The 20,929-nt window shown below is 72.5% G+C and carries 18 protein-coding genes; 16 read left to right on the top strand and 2 right to left on the bottom strand.

All coding sequences use genetic code 11. The features are described 5' to 3' along the window. Positions 1 to 433: 433 nt before the first annotated feature. Positions 434 to 2,230, bottom strand: coding sequence for an ABC-F family ATP-binding cassette domain-containing protein (locus VM685_RS19970; RefSeq protein ID WP_325461933.1), 1,797 nt, complete (start codon positions 2,228 to 2,230; stop codon positions 434 to 436). A gap of 97 nt (positions 2,231 to 2,327) precedes the next feature. Here VM685_RS19970 and VM685_RS19965 point away from each other — a divergent pair, with 97 nt between their 5' ends. From VM685_RS19965 to VM685_RS19900, 14 genes are all read left to right on the top strand, one after another. After that, a complete protein-coding gene (locus tag VM685_RS19965) occupies positions 2,328 to 2,792 on the top strand; it encodes a YcgN family cysteine cluster protein (RefSeq protein WP_325461932.1) in 465 nt (154 codons plus the stop codon). A 54-nt stretch (positions 2,793 to 2,846) separates the two neighbouring features. After that, positions 2,847 to 4,073, top strand: a complete 1,227-nt coding sequence (locus tag VM685_RS19960; RefSeq protein ID WP_325461931.1) for an alpha/beta hydrolase — start codon at positions 2,847 to 2,849, stop codon at positions 4,071 to 4,073. A 95-nt stretch (positions 4,074 to 4,168) separates the two neighbouring features. Further along, positions 4,169 to 5,128 (top strand): DnaJ C-terminal domain-containing protein, encoded by a 960-nt coding sequence (locus VM685_RS19955; protein ID WP_325461930.1) that lies wholly within the window; start codon positions 4,169 to 4,171, stop codon positions 5,126 to 5,128. Between the two features lie 101 nt (positions 5,129 to 5,229). Continuing rightward, positions 5,230 to 5,514 carry a PepSY domain-containing protein gene (locus tag VM685_RS19950; RefSeq protein WP_325461929.1) on the top strand — a complete coding sequence of 95 codons (285 nt, stop codon included), beginning with the start codon at positions 5,230 to 5,232 and terminating at the stop codon, positions 5,512 to 5,514. A 32-nt stretch (positions 5,515 to 5,546) separates the two neighbouring features. Continuing rightward, entirely contained in the window at positions 5,547 to 6,236 is a 690-nt protein-coding gene (locus VM685_RS19945) for a response regulator transcription factor (RefSeq protein WP_325461928.1), read from the top strand. Between the two features lie 10 nt (positions 6,237 to 6,246). Continuing rightward, positions 6,247 to 7,629: a sensor histidine kinase gene (locus VM685_RS19940; RefSeq protein WP_325461927.1), complete on the top strand. Its 1,383-nt coding sequence runs from the start codon at positions 6,247 to 6,249 to the stop codon at positions 7,627 to 7,629. 83 nt (positions 7,630 to 7,712) lie between these two features. Further along, positions 7,713 to 9,086, top strand: coding sequence for a hypothetical protein (locus VM685_RS19935; protein ID WP_325461926.1), 1,374 nt, complete (start codon positions 7,713 to 7,715; stop codon positions 9,084 to 9,086). 44 nt (positions 9,087 to 9,130) lie between these two features. After that, positions 9,131 to 10,207 (top strand): c-type cytochrome biogenesis protein CcmI, encoded by a 1,077-nt coding sequence (gene ccmI, locus VM685_RS19930; protein ID WP_325461925.1) that lies wholly within the window; start codon positions 9,131 to 9,133, stop codon positions 10,205 to 10,207. Then, positions 10,204 to 10,710, top strand: coding sequence for a cytochrome c maturation protein CcmE (ccmE, locus tag VM685_RS19925; RefSeq protein ID WP_325461924.1), 507 nt, complete (start codon positions 10,204 to 10,206; stop codon positions 10,708 to 10,710). The genes ccmI and ccmE overlap by 4 nt, the downstream gene beginning before the upstream one ends. Beyond that, positions 10,707 to 12,680, top strand: a complete 1,974-nt coding sequence (locus tag VM685_RS19920) for a heme lyase CcmF/NrfE family subunit (RefSeq protein ID WP_325461923.1) — start codon at positions 10,707 to 10,709, stop codon at positions 12,678 to 12,680. The genes ccmE and VM685_RS19920 overlap by 4 nt, the downstream gene beginning before the upstream one ends. After that, positions 12,677 to 13,129, top strand: coding sequence for a cytochrome c-type biogenesis protein (locus VM685_RS19915; RefSeq protein WP_325461922.1), 453 nt, complete (start codon positions 12,677 to 12,679; stop codon positions 13,127 to 13,129). The genes VM685_RS19920 and VM685_RS19915 overlap by 4 nt, the downstream gene beginning before the upstream one ends. A 145-nt stretch (positions 13,130 to 13,274) precedes the next feature. Next, on the top strand, positions 13,275 to 14,837 hold the full coding sequence (locus tag VM685_RS19910; RefSeq protein ID WP_325461921.1) for a Do family serine endopeptidase: 1,563 nt from the start codon (positions 13,275 to 13,277) through the stop codon (positions 14,835 to 14,837). 25 nt (positions 14,838 to 14,862) lie between these two features. Further along, on the top strand, positions 14,863 to 15,534 hold the full coding sequence (locus tag VM685_RS19905; protein ID WP_325461920.1) for a response regulator transcription factor: 672 nt from the start codon (positions 14,863 to 14,865) through the stop codon (positions 15,532 to 15,534). Positions 15,535 to 15,552: 18 nt separating this feature from the next. Next, positions 15,553 to 16,950 (top strand): HAMP domain-containing sensor histidine kinase, encoded by a 1,398-nt coding sequence (locus tag VM685_RS19900; protein WP_325461919.1) that lies wholly within the window; start codon positions 15,553 to 15,555, stop codon positions 16,948 to 16,950. Here the strand turns inward: VM685_RS19900 and VM685_RS19895 are convergent. Next, complete coding sequence (locus VM685_RS19895; RefSeq protein WP_325461918.1) at positions 16,947 to 17,399, bottom strand: DoxX family protein; 453 nt, start codon at positions 17,397 to 17,399, stop codon at positions 16,947 to 16,949. The two genes, VM685_RS19900 and VM685_RS19895, sit on opposite strands and share 4 nt — an antisense overlap. 61 nt (positions 17,400 to 17,460) lie before the next feature. On the opposite strand from VM685_RS19895, the gene VM685_RS19890 reads away from it, so the two are divergent. Together VM685_RS19890 and VM685_RS19885 are read left to right on the top strand one after the other, a co-directional pair. Beyond that, positions 17,461 to 20,346 carry a bifunctional [glutamine synthetase] adenylyltransferase/[glutamine synthetase]-adenylyl-L-tyrosine phosphorylase gene (locus VM685_RS19890; protein WP_325461917.1) on the top strand — a complete coding sequence of 962 codons (2,886 nt, stop codon included), beginning with the start codon at positions 17,461 to 17,463 and terminating at the stop codon, positions 20,344 to 20,346. 71 nt (positions 20,347 to 20,417) lie between these two features. Next, entirely contained in the window at positions 20,418 to 20,906 is a 489-nt protein-coding gene (locus VM685_RS19885; RefSeq protein ID WP_325461916.1) for an EF-hand domain-containing protein, read from the top strand. Positions 20,907 to 20,929: the final 23 nt, after the last annotated feature.

Here is a 20,929-nt window from a genome sequence, read left to right as displayed (position 1 = left end):
CGGCTACGGCCAAGCCCCAAAAGCAAGAGGGCGGCGCTCCGGTTTCCCGGGGCGTCGCCCTCTCATCCAGATCCGTTGGGGGATCTGTGTCGCTAGGTCGGTCACGGTGTCGGTTTGCGGGTCGCCCCGCTGGTTTTCCGCCGTGATCGGTGCCGCTCTTCGAAGCTCGTCCCGGGTCGCCCCGGTTCTTCGCCTCTGGAGGAGCCTCCTGTTCGCTTGAGCGTTCCCGTCGCCGGTTCAGCTCTGCGCCTCAGTCCCTCTCGACGACTTGACGGTGCGCCTGAACCCGTTATGAGGCAAGCGCCCGAGAGCGCCCCCGTGTGCGCGAGGCGTCACTCTTCTGTGAATAAAGTGTTAACAACCCGGGGATCGCGAGCGGTTTCCCGAGGCTTTTCAGTGTCCTGATCTATCCACAGGAAAGCGGATCGCCACCTTAGCGGCCGGCTTCCAGCGCCTCACGCCGTTCTTCCAGCGACAGCCATTCCTCCTCCGCCGCCGCCAGCTGCTCGCGGGCCGCGTCGAGCGCGCGGGAGTAGCGGTCGAAGGCGCTCGGGTCGCGGGCGTAGAGGTCCGGATCGGAGAGGCCCTTCTCCAGGGCGGCGATCTTCTGCGGCAGGTCGTGGACCAGGCCGTCCAGCTCGGCGAGCCGCCGCTGCTCCTTGAACGACAGCTTGGCGGCGGGGGCCGGGGCGGCCTTCGGTCGGGGCGCCGCGGCCTTGGCCGGAGCGGGCGCCTCGCGGACGCCGAAGAAGCCGGGGTTCTGGGCGATGAAGTCCTGCCAGCCGCCCGGCGTCTCCACCGCCCGGCCCGTGCCGTCCAGGCCGATGGTCGAGGTGGCCAGCCGGTCGATGAAGTCGCGGTCGTGGCTGACCAGGATCAGGGTGCCTTCGTAGTCGGCCAGCAGGTCCTCGAGCAGGTCGAGGGTGTCCATGTCGAGGTCGTTGGTCGGCTCGTCGAGCACCAGCACGTTCGACGGCTGGGCCAGCGCCCGGGCCAGCAGCAGGCGGTTGCGCTCGCCGCCCGAGAGGCTGCGCACCGGCTGGCGCAGCTGGCTGTCGCGGAACAGGAAGTCCTTGGCGTAGCCCGCGTAGTGCATCGGCCGGCCGCGGACCATGACCTGGTCGCCGCCGTTCGGCGTCAGCACGTCCTTCAGCGTCATGTCCGGGCTGAGCGCCGCGCGCGCCTGGTCGATGTAGGCGATCTCGAGATTGGTCCCGAGCTTGACCGAGCCGGTGTCGGGTTCCAGCTCGCCCAGCAGCAGCTTGACCAGCGTGGTCTTGCCCGCACCGTTCGGCCCCACGATCGCCACCCGGTCGCCGCGGATGATGCGGGTGGAGAACGGCTTCAGGATCACCCGCTCGCCGAAGGCCTTGGAGATCCCCTTGGCCTCCGCCACCCGCTGGCCGGAGACGCCGGAGGTGGCGAGCCCCATGTTCAAGTCGCCACGCTGCTCCCTCATCCACTGGCTCTTGGCCTCGCGCATGGCGTTCAGCCGGCGCAGGCGGCCCTCGTTGCGCGTCCGGCGCGCGGTGACCCCGCGGGCCAGCCAGTGCATCTCCTTCCTGATGGTGACCTCGAGGCGGCGCGCCTCCTCGGCCTCCTGGGCCTCGATCTTCTCGGCCCAGGCGTCGAAGGCGGCGAAGCCCCCGTCGAGGCGGCGCACCTGGCGGTGCTCCAGCCAGAAGCAGCGCTTCGTCACCCGCTCCAGGAAGGCGCGGTCGTGGCTGACGATCAGGGCCGCGGCGCGGCTGGCGGCCAGCTCGGCCTCCAGGGTCTCGATGGCCAGGATGTCCAGGTGGTTGGTCGGCTCGTCGAGCAGCAGGACGTCGGCGTCCTCGGCGAAGGCGCGGGCCAGCGCGGTGCGGCGGATCTCCCCGCCGGACAGCCCCGCGGTTCCCTTGGCCGGGTCCAGGCCGAAGGCCTGCAGCGCCGCCTCGGCGCGATGCGGCTCCGCCCCGCCGCCGGTGGCGTGGTCGAGCAGGGTCGCGCCCGTGATCTCCGGCTCCTGCGGCACGAAGGCGATGCGCGTGCCCGGCGTCACCGTCCGCTCGCCGCTGTCCGGCTCGATCTGGCCGGCGATCACCCGCAGCAGGGTGGACTTCCCCGCCCCGTTGCGCCCCACCAGGCAGGCGCGGACCCGCGGCTCGAGGCCCAGGTCGACGCCGTCGAACAGCATCACCGGGCCGTCGGCCAGCCGGACGTCCTTCAGGGCGAGGATGGGGGCTCTCATGGGGGCGCTGACATAGAGGCTCGCGGGCGTGACGGAAAGGCGCGCGAATGGCCGCGGGGTCTTGGGTCCGGGGCCGCGAGGGTCTAGATGCCCCCGCATGCCGCGTGAACCCTTCTGGCGCCGCAAGACCCTGGAACAGATGACCGTGGCGGAGTGGGAGAGCCTCTGCGACGGCTGCGGTCTCTGCTGCCTGGTGCGTTTCGAGGACGAGGAGACCGGGGAGATCATCCCCACGCGGGTCCACTGCAAGCTGTTCGACGCCGACCTCTGCGCCTGCACCGACTACGCCAACCGCAAGCGCCACGTGCCCGACTGCATCAAGCTCACGCCGCACAACATCGAGGCCCTGCAGTGGATGCCGAAGAGCTGCGCCTACCGCCGCATCCACGAGGGGCGCGACCTCGCGGACTGGCACCCGCTGATCTCCGGCGATCCCGAGAGCGTGCACCGGGCGGGCGTTTCGGTGCGCGGCCAGACGATCAACGAGGACGCCCTGGCCGATCCGGAGGACGCCCTGGACTTCGCCGCCTGGGACCTCGTCGAGGAGCGCGGGCGCGACTAGCGGAACCTTGGCCTCTTACGACTGTTCCTCCGGCCGGTGGGTTGGAGGTCCGGGATGCTGCTTTCCCTGTTTCAGCGCCTTGCGGCGCTTGCCTCGCTGGCCTTGCTGGCCATCGGCGGCTGGTTCGTCTGGTCGTGGTGGCGGCTGCGCGAGATCCTCGATCCCCTGCCGGGCGAGCTGATCGAGAGCCAGGACTGGAGGCTCTGGACGGGCGGGGCCCTGATCGCCTGGTCCCTCCTCGGCCGGATTCCCGTGGGCCTGCTGCTCGGCCGCCGTGACGACGACCGCGAGCGCATGCGGCGGCTGCCGGGCGAGACGCTGGAGACGCCCGACGGCGCGCGGCTGCACGTGGAGCGCTCGGGGCCGCCCGACGCGCCGGTGCTGATCTTCGTCCACGGCTGGGGCCTCGACGCCGGGGTCTGGTGGGACGCCCGCCAGATGCTCGCCGACCGCTACCAGGTGGTGACCTACGACCTGCCCGGGCTCGGCCGGTCGAAGCAGCCCCGCGACGGCAAGATCAGCCTGGACCGCTTCGCCGACGACCTCATGGCGCTGGTCTCCGCCGCCTGCCCGCGCAAGGTGATCCTGGTCGGCCACTCGATCGGCGGGATGACGGTTCAGACCTTCTGCCGGCGTTACCCGGAGACCCTGGGCCGCCAGGTGCTGGGCGTCGTGCTGGAGAACACAACCCACACCGATCCCATGCGCACCACCGTGCTCGGTGAGGCGCTGCACGCGCTCGAGCCCGTCGTGAAGCCGCTGATGCGCCTCGACGTTTGGCTGCAGCCGCTGGCCTGGGCGATGAACTGGCAGAGCTACCTGTCGGGCTCGACACACCTGGCGATGCGCTTCGGCGGGTTCGGGACCACGCCGACCAAGGCCCAGCTGGAGCAGGTCTCCCGCGCGGTGACCCGCAACTCGCCGGCCGTGCAGGCCAAGGGCAACATCGCCATGATGGAGTGGGACGTGACCGAGGCCCTGCCGGAGATGCGCATCCCGGCCCTGCTGTTCATCGGCGGCTCCGACATCGTCACGGTCCCGGCCGCCGGCGAGACCATCGCCCGGCGCATGCCGCAGGCGCGGCCGGTCCACCTGGAGGAAGCCGGCCACCTGGGGCCGCTCGAACTGGCGGAGGACTACAACCGCGCCATCGCCCGCTTCGCCGACGAGGTGTTCACCCGCGGCGCCCGGTCGGCCGACGCCGCCTCGGGGTCATCCGCCGAGGACGACCCCATGACCCGCGCCGCGCGTCCGCCGCAGGAGCCGCGCCCCTACATCTGATGTGACAATTTTGCCACATCGGCCCTTGCGTGCATCTCGGCCCGGACCAATCTACAAGCCAGAGGTCTTAGACGATGTGGGCAAGGGCAGAGGATTTGGCGCGCGACCCCTACCAGGAGCTGGGCGTCCCCCGCAGTGCGAGCGCGGACGAGATCAGGAAGGCGTTCCGCAAGCTCGCCAAGCAGAATCACCCCGACGCCAACCCCGGGAACAAGGAAGCCGAAGAGCGCTTCAAGCGCGTCAGCGCGGCCTTCGACATCCTGGGCGACGTCGACAAGCGCAAGAAGTTCGACGCCGGCGAGATCGACGCCGATGGGCGTGAGACCGCCCGCGGCTTCGGCGGCGGCGGCCACGGCCCCTGGGGCGGACAGCCGGGCGGTCCCGGCTGGGACGGCGGCTACCAGCGCCGCGGCGGCCCCTACCAGAGCGAGACCTTCGAGGGCGTCGACCTTGGCGACATCCTGGGCGAGATGTTCGGCGGCGGCCGCCAGGGCCGCGGCGGCGCGGGCGGCGGCTTCGGCGGCTTCTCCCAGCGCGGCGCCGACGTACGCGCGAAGCTGGAGATCGACCTGCTGGACGCCATCCGCGGCGGCAAGCGGCGGATCGCCTTCTCCGATGGCCGCACCATCGACGTGACCATCCCCAAGGGCGCGCAGGAGGGCCAGACGCTGCGGCTGAAGGGGCAGGGCGCCCCCGGCCGCTCGGGTCCCGGCGACGCCTTCATCGAGCTGAGCATCCTGCCGCACCCGGTGTTCCGCCGGGAGGGCGAGGTGCTGGTCATGGACGTGCCGGTGACGGTCTACGACGCCGTGCTGGGCGGCAAGGCGGAGGCGCCGACGCCGGACGGGCCTGTAACCCTGACCATCCCGAAAGGCGCCAACACCGGCTCGCGCCTGCGCCTGAAGGGCCGCGGCCTCTCGGACGCGAAGGGCCATCGCGGCGACCTGTTCGCCCGGCTGGTGGTGACCCTGCCCGACACCGTGGACGCCGAGCTGGAGCAGATCGCCGAGACCTGGCGGCAGAAGCGGCCCTACACGCCGAAGCGGCGCACATGACGGGCACGGCGTGACGGGCTTCGGCGTGACAGGGCGCCGCAGCCGGGACATAAACCCTGTATTCAGGCCCGGTTCAGTCCTGGCCGGGTAGATCTGGGGCCATGAAACGCTTTCTCGTGATCGCCGCCCTGCTGGGCGCCGCCGCCGCGCCCATCGCGGCCGAGGCCCAGCCCGCGCGCCTGATCCCGGTGCAGTCCGGGCGCCAGGTGCCGCTGTCGCGCGTTCTGGAGACGATCGCCCAGCAGATTCCCGGGCGGCACCTGAACACCACCATGGGCGACGCGGGCGGCCGCCCCGCCTATTTCGTCCAGTGGCAGACGCCCGACGGCCGCGTGATGGTCATCGTGGTGGACGCTCAGACCGGCCGGATCATCGGCCGCCAGTAGGGCGATCCGGATCATAAGGAAGGGACGCGGACGTGCGCATCCTGCTTGTTGAAGACGACCCCGACCTGTCGCGCCAGCTGAAGCTGGCGCTGGCCGACGCCGGCTACGCCGTCGACCATGCCCCCGACGGCGAGGAGGCCCAGTTCCTGGGCGAGACCGAGCCCTACGACGCCATCATCCTCGACCTGGGCCTGCCCAAGGTGGACGGCGTCTCGGTGCTGGAACGCTGGCGGCGGGAGAGCATGGCGACGCCCGTGCTGATCCTCACCGCCCGTGGCGCCTGGAGCGAGAAGGTGGCCGGCTTCGACGCCGGGGCCGACGACTACCTGACCAAGCCGTTCCACACCGAGGAGCTGCTGGCCCGCCTGCGCGCCCTGCTGCGCCGCTCGGCCGGCCACGCCACCCCGAACCTGTCCTGCGGCGGCCTTCGGCTCGATCCGCGCGCGGCCCGCGCCAGCGTCAACGGCGAGCCGCTGCGGCTCACCTCTCTGGAGTACCGGCTGCTGCACTACCTGATGATGCACCAGGGCCGGGTGATCAGCCGCACCGAGCTGGTCGAGCACCTCTACGACCAGGACTTCGACCGCGACTCCAACACCATCGAGGTGTTCATCGGCCGGGTGCGCAAGAAGATCGGCGCCGACCGGATCGAGACCGTCCGCGGCCTCGGCTACCGCCTGACCTGCCCCGAGGAAGAGGCGGGCCAGGCCGCCAACCCGTGACGCCGCGCCCGTGAAGCTGCTGGGGGCGCTCGGCCGGCCGTCGCTTGCGCGCCGGCTCGTGCTCCTGGCGGTCGGCTGGAGCCTGGCGGCCCTGGTGGTCTCGGCCGCCGTCCTGGCGCTGCTCTTCCAGCAGGCGGCCCTGCAGCGGGTCGACCAGACACTCGGCGAGCTGATCGACAACCTGCTGTCCAACTCCACGGTCGACCGCGGCCAGGTGTTCGCCCCGGCGCTCACCGATGAGCGCGCCCTGCGCGCCTTCTCCGGCCGCTACTGGACCATCGCCGCGCCCACCGCTGACGGGAAGGTCCGGCCGCTGGTGCGCTCCTACTCCCTGTTCGACTCCGTCCTGCCGACGCCGCCGGACCTCGTCGCCCACTTCAAGGCCAATCCGGGCAAGCCCGTCGCCTACGACACCCGCGGACCGCTGGACGAGCCGCTCAGGGCCCGGGCGGTCTACGCCGAGCTGCAGGGCGTGCCGGTGATCTTCCTCGCCGCCGAGGAGCGCTCGACCATCAACCGGGCGGTGCGCAACTTCATCGCCTGGACCGCCGGCGCCTTCGCCCTGCTGGGCGCGGGCCTGGTGGCGGCGATCATCATCCAGGTGCGGGTGGGGCTGCGGCCCGTCTACGACCTGCAGCGGGAGGTGGCGGCCGTGCGTCGGGGCAAGGCCGAGCGCCTGCAGGAGGCCTATCCCACCGAACTCACCCCGCTCGCCGACGAACTCAATGCGCTGCTGGCCCACAACCAGGAGGTCGTGGAGCGCCAGCGCACCCACGTGGGCAACCTGGCGCATGCGCTGAAGACCCCGATCTCGGTCATGCTCACCGAGGCGGGCCAGCGGCCCGGCCCGCTCGCCGAGGTGGTCAGCCGCCAGGCCGAGACCATGCGCCAGCAGGTGGACCACCACCTGCGCCGGGCCCGCGCCGCGGCGCGCACTCAGGGGCAGGGGGAGCGCACCTCCGTGGCCGAGATCCTCGACGAGCTGGCCCGCACGCTCGAGCGCATCTTCCGCGACAAGGGCATCGAGATCGACTGGGACGCGGCCGACGACCTGTTCTTCCTTGGGGAGCGCCAGGACCTGCTTGAGATCGCCGGCAACGCCATGGAGAACGCCTGCAAATGGGGCAAGAGCCGGGTGCGGGTGCGCGCCGCCGCCACGGCGCCCGACCGCTTCCGCCTCACCGTCGAGGACGACGGGCCCGGCCTGCCGCCGGACCGTCGGGACGAGGTGGTGCGCCGCGGCGCGCGCCTGGACGAGAACGCCCCGGGCTCGGGGCTGGGGCTTTCCATCATCGACGAGCTGGCCCGAGCCTACGGCGGGGCCCTGAAGCTCGACGACTCCGCGCTCGGCGGACTGCGCCTGGAGATCGACCTGCCGCAGGCGGCCGCCTGAATTCCCTAACCTTTGGAAAACCTTAACCCGCGGTTGGGCAAGTTGCGGACCGTGCGGGCCTGCGCCCGCCCGTGGAGTTTCGCATGCCCGCTCTTTCGGAGCGCAAGATCCAGATCGTGAAGGCGCTCGTCGCGGCCGCCCCCGACAAGGTCGTGGGCGGGCTGCAGGCGGCCCTGGCCGAGGCCCAGGGCGACTCCGCCCTGGCCAGCGTCCGGCGGCTGGTGGAGGCCGAGGCCGGCGAGCGTCGCCTGCGCAACATCATCCTGCAGCCGATCGCCCCCATGTGCGTGGGCGACGGCCGCGACCCGCACAGCCTGGTGTTTCCCTCCTTCGCCCTGGGCTACCTCTGGAAGGGGCTGAAGGCGCTGGATCCGCAGGGGATCAAGGCCGCGTCCCTGGCGCTCTACGACTATCGCCCCGGCGAGAGCTCGCCGGCCCCGTTCGACGCCCTGGTCAAGCGCGCCGCCGACGCGGTGCGCGCCGGCGAGCCGCGCGAGTTCGCCACCGTGACCATGCTGTGCGAGCAGGCGCGTCCCGGCGGCGGGGCGGCCTTCCAGCTGTGCCTGGACCTGGCTCCCATCGTCCGGCGCGCCGCCTACCGCCTGCCGGAATGGACCGCCCACTTCGGCGACGACACCACGGCGGCCGCGCGACTGGTCTACCGCGACGCCTGTTCGGTCGCCGACGACGCCGGGCCGACCTTCTTCGAGATGATCGCCGCCCAGCTGCCGCACCCCTGGATGGTCCTGCGGATCATCTCGGCGGTGATGGACAAGCCCAGCGAGCGCTACCTGCGGGATTCCGAACTCGGCGGCTTCGCCGAGCGGGTGATGGACGACATCGACGCGGCCCTGAAGTCGATCCAGACGCTGGACGTGGACGGCGGCGAGGAGACCGCGCGCGCCGCCGCCAAGCTCGTGGAGCTGGTCACCCTGCAGGTGGCCGAGATCGAGGCCTGCATCGCGCTCGAGCGCGAGCACAGCTGGGGTCACCGGCTGCTGAAGCAGAAGAACGCCCTGGCCAGCGTCGTGGAGGGCCGCATCCGCGAGGCGGAGAAGTACGCCAACCTGGCCCTGCCCATGCAGCCGGCCAGGCTGCGCCGCATCCGCCGGATGATCCCGCGCCACACCCTGCCGCCGGACCCCCGCGCCGTGCGCCGCGCGCTGACCCTGTTCCACTTCGCCCGCGAGATCCGCTCCAGCGCCAACTACGGCGGCTTCGCCTCGGCGCGCTCCAAGATGCTGGAGAAGGTCGGCGACATGCTCGACCACTACGTCGAGGAGACCCTCGACCTGATCAAGACCGGCGACTGCGAGAATGAGCCCGTGGCGCGCGAGCATCTGGCGGTGGTCGTGGAGTTCAGTCGGCTGGTGCGCGACGAGAAGGCCGCCGACCTCGTGCGCCGCCGCGCCGCCGCCTGCAGGGCCGAGCCGCCGCCGATGGCCGCAGGCGCCTGAGCGCCCCCTCGCGCTGACCCGCGCTTTCGGCTAAACGGCCGCCCATGATCGTGTTCTGGGCGGTCGCCGGCGTCCTTTCCGCCGCAGCGGCCGGCCTCATCCTTTTCCGGGCCGCACAGGCCGCCTCGCAGGGCGAGGCGCCGGACCCGACGCCCATCCTCTATCGCCGGCAGCTGTCCGAGATCGACGACCTGGCCGAACGCGGCCTGATCGGCGAGAGCGAGCGCCGGGTGGCCCATGCCGAGGCCGCGCGGCGCCTGCTGGCCGCCACCGAGAAGCCGGGCGAGGCCTGGCGCGCCGACCGCGGGGCCCGGATGCCGGTGCTGGCCGCGGTGGTGCTCGCCCCCATGCTGGCGCTCGGCCTCTACCTGGGGATCGGCGCGCCGGGCATGCCCGACCAGCCCTTCGCGCAGCGGCTGGAGACCTGGCGGACCAGCGACCTGGCCACCCTGCAGCCGGCTGAGATCGCCGCGGTGCTGAACCGCCTGACGCGCGAGCGGAAGGACGATCCCGAGCTCTACCGCTTCCTTGCCATGGCGGAGGCCAGCGCCAACAACCCCACCGCCGCCGTGCGCGCCCTGCGCCGCGCCGTGGCGCTGGCGCCGGAGCGGGCGGACCTCTGGACCCTGCTCGGCGAGGCCTACGCCAGCCAGGCGGGCGAGGTGGACGACGCCGCCCAGGAGGCCTTCCGCGAGGCGCTGAAGCGCGATCCGAAGGCCGTCGAGCCGCGCTTCTACCTCGGCCGCCAGCGCATCCTGTCGGGCGACCGGGCCGGCGGCGTTTCGGACTGGCGCGCCCTGCTGGCCGAGCTGCCGCCCGGCGATCCGCGGGCCGAGGTGGTCCGCCGCGCCATCGCCGAGGCCGAGTCCATGCCGACCCAGCCGGGCTTCAGCGGCGACCAGATGGCCGCCATCCGCGGCATGGTCGAGGGGCTGGCCGCCCGGCTGAAGACCAATCCCGACGATCCGGAGGGCTGGGTGCGCCTGGTCCGCGCCTACGCCGTCCTGGGCGAGACGGCCCAGCGGGATGCGGCGCTGGCCACCGCCCGCGGCCGCTACGCCGGCAAGCCCGAGATCCTGAACCAGCTCGCGCAGGCCGCGCGGGCGGAGCCGATGCGATGAGTTTCCTGCCGAAATCCCCCAAGGCGCGCCGCCGCCTGACCCTGATCCTCGCCATCGCGCCGGTCCTGGCGCTGGCGGCGGGCCTGACCCTCTGGGGCCTCAGGGATTCGATCTCGTTCTTCTACACGCCGTCCCAGGCCGACGCGGCCAAGCCGCCGCCCGGGCGCTCCATCCAGCTCGGCGGCCTGGTCGCCGAGGGCTCGGTGGTCAAGCATCCCGACGGCCGGGTGGAGTTCACCGTCCAGGACCAGACGGCGACGGACAAGGTGGTCTTCTCCGGCGACCTGCCGGACCTGTTCCGCGAAGGGCAGGGGATCGTGGCCGTGGGCTCGTTCCGCGACGACGGAGTCTTCGAGGCCAAGCGCGTGCTCGCCAAGCACGACGAGCGCTACATGCCCCGCGAGGTGTCCAAGGCGCTGAAGGAGCAGGGGGAATGGTACGGCGAGGGCGGCAAGCCCATGCGTGAGGCCGAACCGGCCGGCCCGAAGAGCAGCGCCCTGTGATCGCAGAGGTCGGCTCCTTCGCCCTGATCCTGGCGCTCGCCGTCTCGGTCGCGCAGATCGGCCTGTCGGCGATGGCGCGCGTGCGCCGCTCGTCCGTGCTGGCCGCGGGCGGGGAGGGGGCGGCGCTCGTCGCCTTCCTCGGCGTGCTGGTGGCCTTCGCGGCCCTGATGCACGCCTTCGTGGTGTCCGACTTCTCGGTGGCCAACGTCGCGGCCAACTCGCACAGCGACAAGCCGCTGCTCTACCGCGTCGCCGGGACCTGGGGCAGCCACGAGGGGTCCATGCTGCTCTGGTGCCTGGCCCTGACCGGCTACGGGGCCATGGCCGCGCTCGCCGGCCGCGGGCTTCCGCGCGGGCTGAAGGCGCTCACCGTCGCGGTCCAGGGCGTGCTGGGCGTGGTCTTCCTGGCCTACACCGTCTTCGCCTCCAACCCGCTGGCCAGGCTGGATCCCGCGCCGGTCGAGGGGCGCTCGCTGAACCCCCTGCTGCAGGACCCGGCGCTCGCCTTCCACCCGCCGTTCCTCTACGCCGGCTACGTCGGCCTCTCCGTGGTCTTTTCGCTGGCCGTGGCGGCCCTGATCGAGGGCAGGGTGGAGGCCGCCTGGGCGCGCTGGGTGCGCCCCTGGACGCTGGCCGCCTGGAGCATGCTGACCATCGGCATCACGCTCGGCGCCTTCTGGGCCTACTACGAACTCGGCTGGGGCGGCTGGTGGTTCTGGGACCCGGTGGAGAACGCCTCCTTCATGCCCTGGCTGGTGGCCGCGGCCCTGCTGCACTCGGCGATCGTCACCGAGAAGCGCGGCGCGCTCTCCGGCTGGACCGTCTTCCTGGCTCTGGCGGCCTTCTCCTTCTCCATGCTGGGCGCCTTCCTGGTGCGCTCGGGCGTGCTTACCTCGGTGCACGCCTTCGCGGTGGACCCGACCCGCGGCGTGCTGCTGCTGATCATCCTGGGCGTCACCGCCGGCGCCGGCTTCGGCCTCTTCGCCTGGCGCGCGCCCGGTCTCGCCCAGGGCGGGGTCTTCGCGCCCGTGAGCCGCGAGAGCGCGCTGGTGCTCAACAACATCCTGCTGGCCGCGGCCACCGCCACCGTCCTCCTGGGCACGCTCTTCCCGCTGATCCGCGAGGCGGCGACGGGCGAGGCGATCTCGGTGGGGCCGCCCTACTTCAACCTGACCTTCACGCCGCTGATGGCCGCCCTGCTGATCCTGCTGCCGGCCGGGCCGCTGCTCGCCTGGAAGCGCGGCGACGCGCGCGGCGTGCTGCAGCGGCTGTGGGCGGCCGCCCTGATCTCGGTGGCCGTGGGCTTCGCCACCCTGCTGCTGGTCAGCCCGCGCCACGGCTGGGGCGCGGCGGGCGTGGCGCTGGGCGCCTGGCTGATCGTGGGAGCCCTGGCCGAGATCCTGGAGCGGGTCCGCGCCTTCCGCGCGCCGGCCGCGGAGAGCTGGCGGCGCCTCACGCGCCTGCCGCGCGGCGCCTGGGGCATGACGCTCGCCCACCTGGGCCTCGGCGTCTTCGTCCTCGGCGCGGTGTTCGAGACCAGCTGGAAGGTGGAGGCCGCCGAGGCTCTGCCGATCGGCGGCGCGCTCGACGCGGGCGCCTATCACGTGGTGCTGCAGGACGTGGTCGGGGTGGAAGGCCCCAACTACGACGCCGAGCGGGCGCAGCTCTCCGTCACCCGCAACGGCCGGCCGATCTGCGCGCCGAGCCCTGAGCGGCGCTTCTACCCGGCCGGCGGCCAGAGCACGTCCGAAGTGGGCATCTGCTACCAGGGCCTGAGCCACGTCTATGTCGTGCTGGGCGAGCGCCGCGGCGGCGGCGAGGCGCCCGTCTGGCTGGTCCGCGCCTACTGGAACCCCTGGGCGACCCTGATCTTCCTGGGCCCTGCGATCATGGCCCTGGGCGGCCTCGTCTCCCTCTCCGACCGTCGCCTGCGGCTCGGCGTCGCCCGCCGCAAGGAGCAGCCGGCATGAGGCTCCGCGCCGTCCTCGCCGCCGTCGCCGCCGTGTTCTGCATGGCCGCCGCGTCGGATCCCGCCGAGCGCCTGCCGGACCCGGCCCAGGAAGCCCGCGCCCGGGAGATATTCCGCGATGTCCGCTGCCTGGTCTGCCAGAACGAGTCCATCGACGACTCCGAGGCCGAGCTCGCCCAGGACCTGCGCAAGCTGGTCCGCGAGCAGGTCTCCGCCGGCCGCTCGGACGCCCAGATCAAGGCCTACCTGACCGAGCGCTACGGCGAGTTCGTACTGCTCACCCCCTCGTTTTCCGCCGGCAACCTGGCGCTCTGGATCGGCCCGTTCATCGTGGTCGTGCTGGGCGCGGGCCTGCTGTTCCTGCGGCTCAGGAACCGATCGCCGGAGGCGGAGCTTTCGCAGGAGGAGAGCGAGCGGCTCAGGCGGCTGTCGGAGGGCGACGCCCCCTGACAAGATGGCGCCCAACAATGGACGCGAAGCCGCGCGTAGGGTGACCTGAATGTAACTTGAGAGCCGTTGCACTCTCGTGCATCGAACCTAGGTTTTTCGGGCGGACAGCGGATCTCGCGGACCGCCTACAGGGAACAGAAGGCTGATGACCTCGAAGAAGACCGGTTACCTCCTGGGCGCCGTCGCCGGCGCCGGTGTCATGGCCGCGGCGGTTGCGGGCGCGGGCATGCGGCTTCCCATGGCCCATGCCGAGCAGCCCCAGCTGATCCGCGCCTCGACCGCGCCGATCTTCGCCCCGCCGCCGGGCGCGCCGATGTCCTACGCCGACATCTTCGAGCGCGTGTCCCCGGCCGTCGTGTCGATCAACGTCACCAGCCGCATGGACGCCAACGCGCTGCGCCGGGCGATCCCGGGCCTGCCGTTCCTGCTGCCGCAGCCCGAGGAGGAGGGGGAAGATCCCACCGCCCCGCCGCAGGGCGGCCAGACCGAGCGCGGCCAGCCCCGGCTGCCCAGCCAGCAGTCCTCCGGCTCCGGCTTCTTCATCTCGGCCGACGGCTACATCGTCACCAACAACCACGTGGTCGAGAACGCCGAGAAGATCACGGTGGTCATGAAGGACGAGACCGAACTCGAGGCCGAGATCGTCGGCCGCGACGAGGGCACCGATCTCGCCGTCCTGAAGGTGAAGGGCCGCAGCGGCCCGTTCCCGTTCGTCAACTTCGAGGATTCCGCCAAGCCGCGCGTCGGCGACTGGGTCATCGCGGTGGGCAACCCCTTCGGCCTGGGCGGCACCGCCACGGCCGGGATCATCTCCGCCTACGGCCGCGACATCGGCGAGACCTTCGTCGACTACATCCAGATCGACGCGCCCATCAACCGGGGCAACTCGGGCGGCCCGACCTTCGACATCTACGGCCGGGTGATCGGCGTGAACACGGCGATCTTCTCGCCGTCCGGCGGCTCGGTGGGCATCGGGTTCGCCATCCCCGCCGAGGTGGCCGACACCGTGACCAAGCAGCTGATCCGCGGCGGCAAGATCGAGCGCGGCTACATCGGCGCCTCGATCCAGAACTTCACCAGCGAGATGGCCGAGGCCCAGGGCATGGGCGACCAGCGCGGCGCGATCGTCGCCGACCTCGTCGCCGGCGGTCCCTCCGCCCGCGCCGGCCTGGTGGTCGGCGACGTGGTGGTGGCGATCAACGGCCAGTCGGTGAAGAACTCGTCCGAACTCACCCGCCGGGTGGCCCAGGCGCGTCCGGGCGACGCCCTGCGGCTCGACATCATCCGCAACGGCCGCCGCCAGCAGGTGACGGTCCGCTCCGGCACCCGGCCCTCCGAGCGCGAGCTCGCCGCCAACGACAACACGCCGGGCGGCCGCGCGCCGGGCGCGCCTGCGCCGCCGACCCAGGCGCCGCCGGTGATCGGCCTGGCGCTGGCGCCGCTCGACGACGCCTCCCGCCGGCAGCTCAACGTCCCCGCGGACGTGCGCGGCGCCCTGGTGACCAGCGTGGACCAGTCCTCCGACGCCGCCGAGAAGGGCCTGCGCCGGGGCGACCTGATCACCCGCGCCGGCGACCGGGCGGTGACCACCGCGGCCGATCTCGCCGCGGTGGTGGACGCCGCCAAGCGGGCCAACCGCACCAGCGTGCTGGTGGGCGTCTACCGCAACGGCCGCACCTCCTTCCTGCCACTGAACATTTCAGGCTAGGCTTGGCTCTGCGGGGGGCGGAATCATGCGGATCCTGATCGTCGAAGACGACCTTGAGGCGGCCGAGGCCATGGAGCGTGGCCTCACCGAGGCCGGACACGCCTGCGTGCGGGCGGCCGACGGCGAGGAGGGCCTCGCCGCCGCCCGGGGCGGCGAGTTCGACGTGATGATCGTCGACCGGATGATGCCGAAGATGGACGGCGTCACCCTGATCACCACGCTCCGCCGCGAGGGCGACCAGACGCCTGTCCTGTTCCTCTCGGCCCTGGGCGAGGTGGGCGACCGGGTCGCGGGCCTGCAGGCCGGCGGCGACGACTATCTCGTGAAGCCCTACGCCTTCGCCGAGCTCACCGCCCGGGTGGACGCGCTCGCCCGCCGTCGCGAGACGGGCTCGGTGCAGACCCTGCTGCGCGTCGGCGACCTGGAGATGGACCTGATCGCCCGCACCGTGCACCGCCAGGGCAAGGAGATCGACCTGCAGCCCCGGGAGTTCCAGCTCCTGGAGTTCATGATGCGCCACGCCGGCCAGTCCGTGACCCGCACCATGCTGCTGGAGAAGGTCTGGGAGTACCACTTCGACCCGCAGACCAACGTGATCGACGTCCACATCTCGCGGCTGCGCTCGAAGATCGACAAGGGCTTTGACCGCCCGATGCTGCAGACCGTCCGCGGGGCGGGCTACCGCCTGGACGCCTAAGAAGAGGCGGCGGAACCCATGCGCCTGCCGCGCATCTTCCGCACCACGCCGTTCCGGCTGACGCTGCTGTTCCTGGCGCTGTTCGCCAGCGCCGCCTCGGCCTTCCTGGCCTACATCTACGTGGCCACAGCCGGCGAGGCGACGCGCCGGACCGACCAGGAGATCACCCGCGAGATGCGCTCGCTGGTGGCCGCCTACGACCGGGCCGGCGTGGCGGCGGTCAACCAGTCCCTGATCGAGCGGGCGGCCAGCGAGCGGCCCTTCCTCTACCTGCTCATGGACCAGGACGGGGACACCATCTCCGGCTCCATCGAGGAGAGCCCGGTCGACGAGTTCAACGGCGGCCCCACCTGGACCAGCTTCCAGGTCACCGACGAGACGCAGGGGCGCACCGTGCGCCGCCCAGCCCGCGGCCTGCAGGAGCGGCTGTCCGGCGGGGAGATCCTGTTCGTCGGCGCCGACGTGGGCGAGGACGAGGCCTATGTCCTGAAGATCATCAACGCCCTGTGGGGCGCCGGCGCCCTGGTGGTGATCCTGGGGCTGGCGGGCGGCGTGCTGGTCAGCCGCAACGTCAGCCGCAGCATGGCCGGGCTGACCTCCGTGGTCGACGCCGTGCGCAACGGGGACCTCGGCGCTCGGGCCCATGTCCGCGGCGCCCGGGACGAGTTCGACGAACTGGCCCAGGGCCTCAACGAGATGCTGGACCGGCTGGAGCGGTCCATGGCCGGCCACAAGCACGCCGGCGACGCCATCGCCCACGACCTGCGCTCGCCGCTCACCCGCCTGCGCGCCCGGCTGGAGGCCGCCTACCTCGACGTCGAGGCCGGCAAGGGCGACCCGCAGGAGGCGCTGGCCCAGGCGCTGACCGACACCGACGGGGTGCTCAAGACCTTCGGCGCGGTGCTCTCCATCGCCCGGCTGCAGGCCGCCGGGACCGCGCCCGACCCGGTCGTCTTCGATCCCGCCGAACTCGCGGCCGACATCGCCGAGCTCTACGAGCCGCTCTGCGAGGACAAGGGCATCGACTTCGCCGCCGAGTTCGCCAAGGACCTGCAGGTGCGCGGCAACCGCGAGTTCCTGGCCCAGGCGCTGGCCAACATCCTCGACAACGCCATCAAGTACACGCCCGCGGGCGGGGCCATCATGCTGCGCGTCCGCCGGCGCTCCTCCGGCGAGGTGGAGTTCTCGGTGACCGACACCGGCCCGGGCGTGCCCGAGCAGGACCGCGCCCGGGTGGTCGAGCGCTTCGTGCGCCTGGAGAACAGCCGCAACGAGCCCGGCGCGGGCCTGGGTCTCTCCCTGGTCGCCGCCGTCGCCGAGGCCCACGGCGGCCGCCTGGACCTGGCCGAAGGCCCTGGAAAGGTCGGCGAGATGGGGCCGGGCCTGCGGGTCGCCCTGGTCCTGCCGCGCGCCTAGAGCCGGCGGGCGAAGCCGCGGTCCTCGCGGAACAGCAGCCGGTCGAGCGCGAAGGCCCCCGGTCCGCGCGTCGCCAGGTAGAGTCCGATCAGCACCAGGCACATGGACCCGAACGAGCCCCGCCAGCCGGCGTGATGGTCCACCATGGCGATGGCGACGAGGAAATTCACCGCGCAGAGCAGCCCGGCCCAGCGGGTCATCAGGCCCAGGACGAAGGCCAGGCCGATCGCGAACTGGACCCACACGTCGAAGGGCGCGAGAAGGTGCGGATAGGGGAAGCCGAACCGCGCCAGGAAACTCACGAACTCCGCCATGTGCTCTGCGCTCGTCACATTGTCCCAGACACCGAAGACCAGGAACGATCCGACCCCCACACGCAGGGCGAGCAGGGCGGCGTCCGCGCCGCGCTCGAGCGGCGAGAGGGTGAGCAGGGTCCTGGCGCGCGTCATCGGATGTCCCCCATCGGTCGCGCGGCATGGTGCGCGCGTCCGAACCGGCGCGGCCAGTTAAATGGGCGTAATCGCGGAGCGGCTCGCGCCGTGCGGCCCGGTCGTCGACGCCAAGGCGGCGGAGCGGGCGCGCGAGATCATCGCCGACACCTGGGCCGGGCCGGCGCTGGATCAGGCCTGGCCGGCGCTGGCGCCGGTGTTCGGGGCTTCCGGCTACCTGGCCAGCCTGGCGCGCCGCGACCCGCGGATGCTGGGCCGCATCCTGGAGTCGGACCCCGACCAGCGCCTGGCCGACGTGCTCGCCCGCACCGCCGCGGCCGCGGCCCTCGACACCGAGGCCGCCACCGTCGAGCTCCGCAAGCTGAAGGCCGAGCTGCACCTGCTCACCGCGCTCGCCGACCTCGGCGGGGTCTGGGATCTCGACCAGGTGACCGGCGCGCTCACCCGCTTCGCCGATGCGGCGGTCGCCTCCGCCCTGACGGTCGCGGCCCGCGGGGAGGTGGAGGCCGGCCGCCTGGTGCGGCTGGGCGGGGGTGCGGAGGGCCCGGTCCCCGGCTGGTTCTGCATCGCCATGGGCAAGCAGGGCGCCTACGAACTCAACTATTCCAGCGACATCGACGTCTCGGTCTTCTTCGATCCCGACAGGATGCCGCTCGCCGAGGGCGTCGAGCCGCAGGCCTTCGCCGTGCGCCTCACCCACCGCCTCTCGGACCTGATGCAGGCCAAGACCAGCGACGGCTACGTCTTCCGAATGGACCTTCGCCTTCGTCCCGATCCATCGTCCACCCAGGCGGCGGTGCCCGTGCCCGCGGCCCTCGACTACTACGAGAGCGTCGGCCAGAACTGGGAGCGGGCGGCCTTCATCAAGGCCCGCCCCTGCGCCGGCGACATCCCCGCGGCGCAGGCCTTCCTCGGCGAGCTGCAGCCCTTCGTCTGGCGGCGCAACCTCGACTTCGCCGCCATCGCCGACATCCATTCCATCAAGCGCCAGATCCACGCCCACAAGGTGGACGAGCGGGTCTCGGCCAAGGGCGTGGACCTCAAGCTCGGCCGCGGCGGCATCCGCGAGATCGAATTCTACGTCCAGACCCAGCAGCTCATCCTCGGCGGCCGCAATCCGGAGCTGCGCAGCAACCGCACGCTCGACGCGCTCGCCGCCCTGCGCGACGCCGGCCACGTTGAGCCGGACACCTGCGCCGAGCTCACCGACGCCTACCGGGTCCTGAGGGCGGTCGAGCACCGCATCCAGATGCTGGCCGACGAGCAGACCCACCGCCTGCCGGAATCGGACGCCGACCGGCGGCGCGTGGCGGCGCTCTGGGGCTACGACCGGCTGCGCAGCTTCGACGCCGCCATCACCCGCATCCTGAAGCTGGTCAACGGCCGCTACGCCGAGCTCTTCCCGGAGGAGGAGCCGCTGTCCTCGCGCTTCGGCAGCCTGGTGTTCACCGGCGTGGACGACGACCCCGAGACGCTGGCGACCCTCACCCGCATGGGGTTCTCGAACCCGGCGCGCGTCTCCCAGACCATCCGCAGCTGGCACCACGGCCACATCCCCGCCACCCGCACCGAGCGCGGCCGCGAGCTGTTCACGAGGCTCGCGCCGCGCATGCTCGACGCCTTCCAGGCCACGGGCGCGGCGGACGTGGCGTTCAACCGCTTCTCCGACTTCTTCGCCCGGCTGTCGTCCGGGGTGCAGCTGCAGTCGCTGTTCCTGGCCCAGCCGAAGCTGTTCGAGCTGGTGGTGCAGGTGATGGCCTATGCGCCCAGGCTCGCCGCCACCCTGGCGCGCCGGCCCGCGGCCATCGACGCCATGCTCGACGGGGATTTCTTCCAGCCGATCGACATCGCCGAGGACCGGGCGATGATGGCCGCCGCCGTGGCCCGCGCCGACGGCTTCGAGGCGGCCATGGACGTGGTCCGCCGCGTCCACCGCGAGCAGGCCTTCCGGGTCGGCGTGCAGGTGATGAGCGGGGCGGCCACGGCCGAGGTCGCCGGCAAGGCGTTCGCCGACCTCGCCGACGTGGTGATCGGGGCGCTCGGCCCGGTGGCGCTGGCCGAGACCGTGCGGCTCGGCGGCGGGTTCGAGGGCGACGTGGCCGTGGTGGCGCTGGGCAAGTGCGGCTCGCGCGAGATGAGCGCCGGCTCCGACCTCGACCTGATGACCCTCTACCGGGCCGCCGACCCGACCGCCGTCTCGACGGTGAAGGGCTGGGACGCCTCCACCTTCTACGGCCGCTTCACCCAGCGGCTGATCGCGGCGCTCTCCAGCCAGACGGCGGAGGGCGGCCTCTACGAGGTGGACATGCAGCTGCGCCCGTCCGGCACCAAGGGGCCGGTGGCGGTGAGCGCGACCGCCTTCGACGCCTACTACCAGGGCGAGGCCGAGACCTGGGAGCTCCTGGCGCTGACCCGCGCCCGGGTGGTCTGGGCGACCTCCGACGACTTCGCCCGGGCGGCCGGGGAGGCCATCGAGACGGCGCTGCGGCGCCCGCGCGACCGCGCCCGCACCGCCGCCGACGTCCGCGACATGCGCCAGCTCCTGGAGGACGAGCGGCCGCCGAAGGGCGACTGGGACCTCAAGCTCTCGCCGGGCGGCCTGGTGGACATCGAGTTCGCCGCCCAGTTCCTGCAGCTCGCCCACGCCGCCGACGGCGGGCCCCTGAACCCCAACACCGCCCGGGCGCTGGCCGCCTTCCGGGAGGCGGGGCTGGCGCCGCCCGCCCCGCTGGCCGACCTCGAGAAGGCCTGGCGGCTGCAGCAGGACCTCACCCAGCTTCTGAAGGTCGCGCTGGAGGACAACCCAGATCCCGCGGCCGAGCCCAAGGCGTTCCGCGCGCTGCTGGCCCGGGCCGGCGGGGCCCGCGACCTCAAGGGACTTTACGCCAAACTTGTGGCGGCCCGCGTCGCGGCCCGGAAAGCTTACGAAATCGTCGTGCAACCCTGAGCGGCTGTGCTGTAGGCGGCGACGTTCGGACGGGAGCGCCTGCCAGACCTGTGCATCCCGAAGGAAACCCGATGAAACGTCTTCTCCTCTCCGCCGCGGCGCTCGCCGCGCTCGCTGGCGCGGCCATCGCCCAGCCGCAGGGCCAGCCCCAGCAACGCCCGAGCCCCGACGCCAACGCCGACGGCCGCGTCACCCTCTCCGAGTTCCAGGCCATGCACGCCCAGCGGGGCGCGCGCATGTTCGAGCGCCTGGACGCCGACAAGGACGGCCGGATCACCACCGCCGAGATGCAGGCGGCCCGCCCGCAGAAGCCGGAGGGCGAGCGTGGGCGCCGCGGCGCCGGCGGCCACGCCGGCGGCGGGCGGATGGTGGCAATGATGGACGCCGACAAGGACGGCGCCGTCACCCGCGCCGAGATGGACGCCGCGGCCCGCAGCCGCTTCGAGGCCGCCGACGCGAACAAGGACGGCGCGCTGTCCGGCGACGAGCTGCAGAAGATGAAGCGCGGCCGCGGTCCCCACGGCCATCACGGCGGCCACGGCGAGCACAAGCCCGCCTAGGCGACATCCCTCCCCTTCGGGGG

Origin of the sequence: Phenylobacterium sp., assembly GCF_035539035.1 — a bacterium.
Lineage (GTDB): Bacteria > Pseudomonadota > Alphaproteobacteria > Caulobacterales > Caulobacteraceae > Phenylobacterium.
This window is presented reverse-complemented; position numbering and strand designations above follow the sequence as displayed.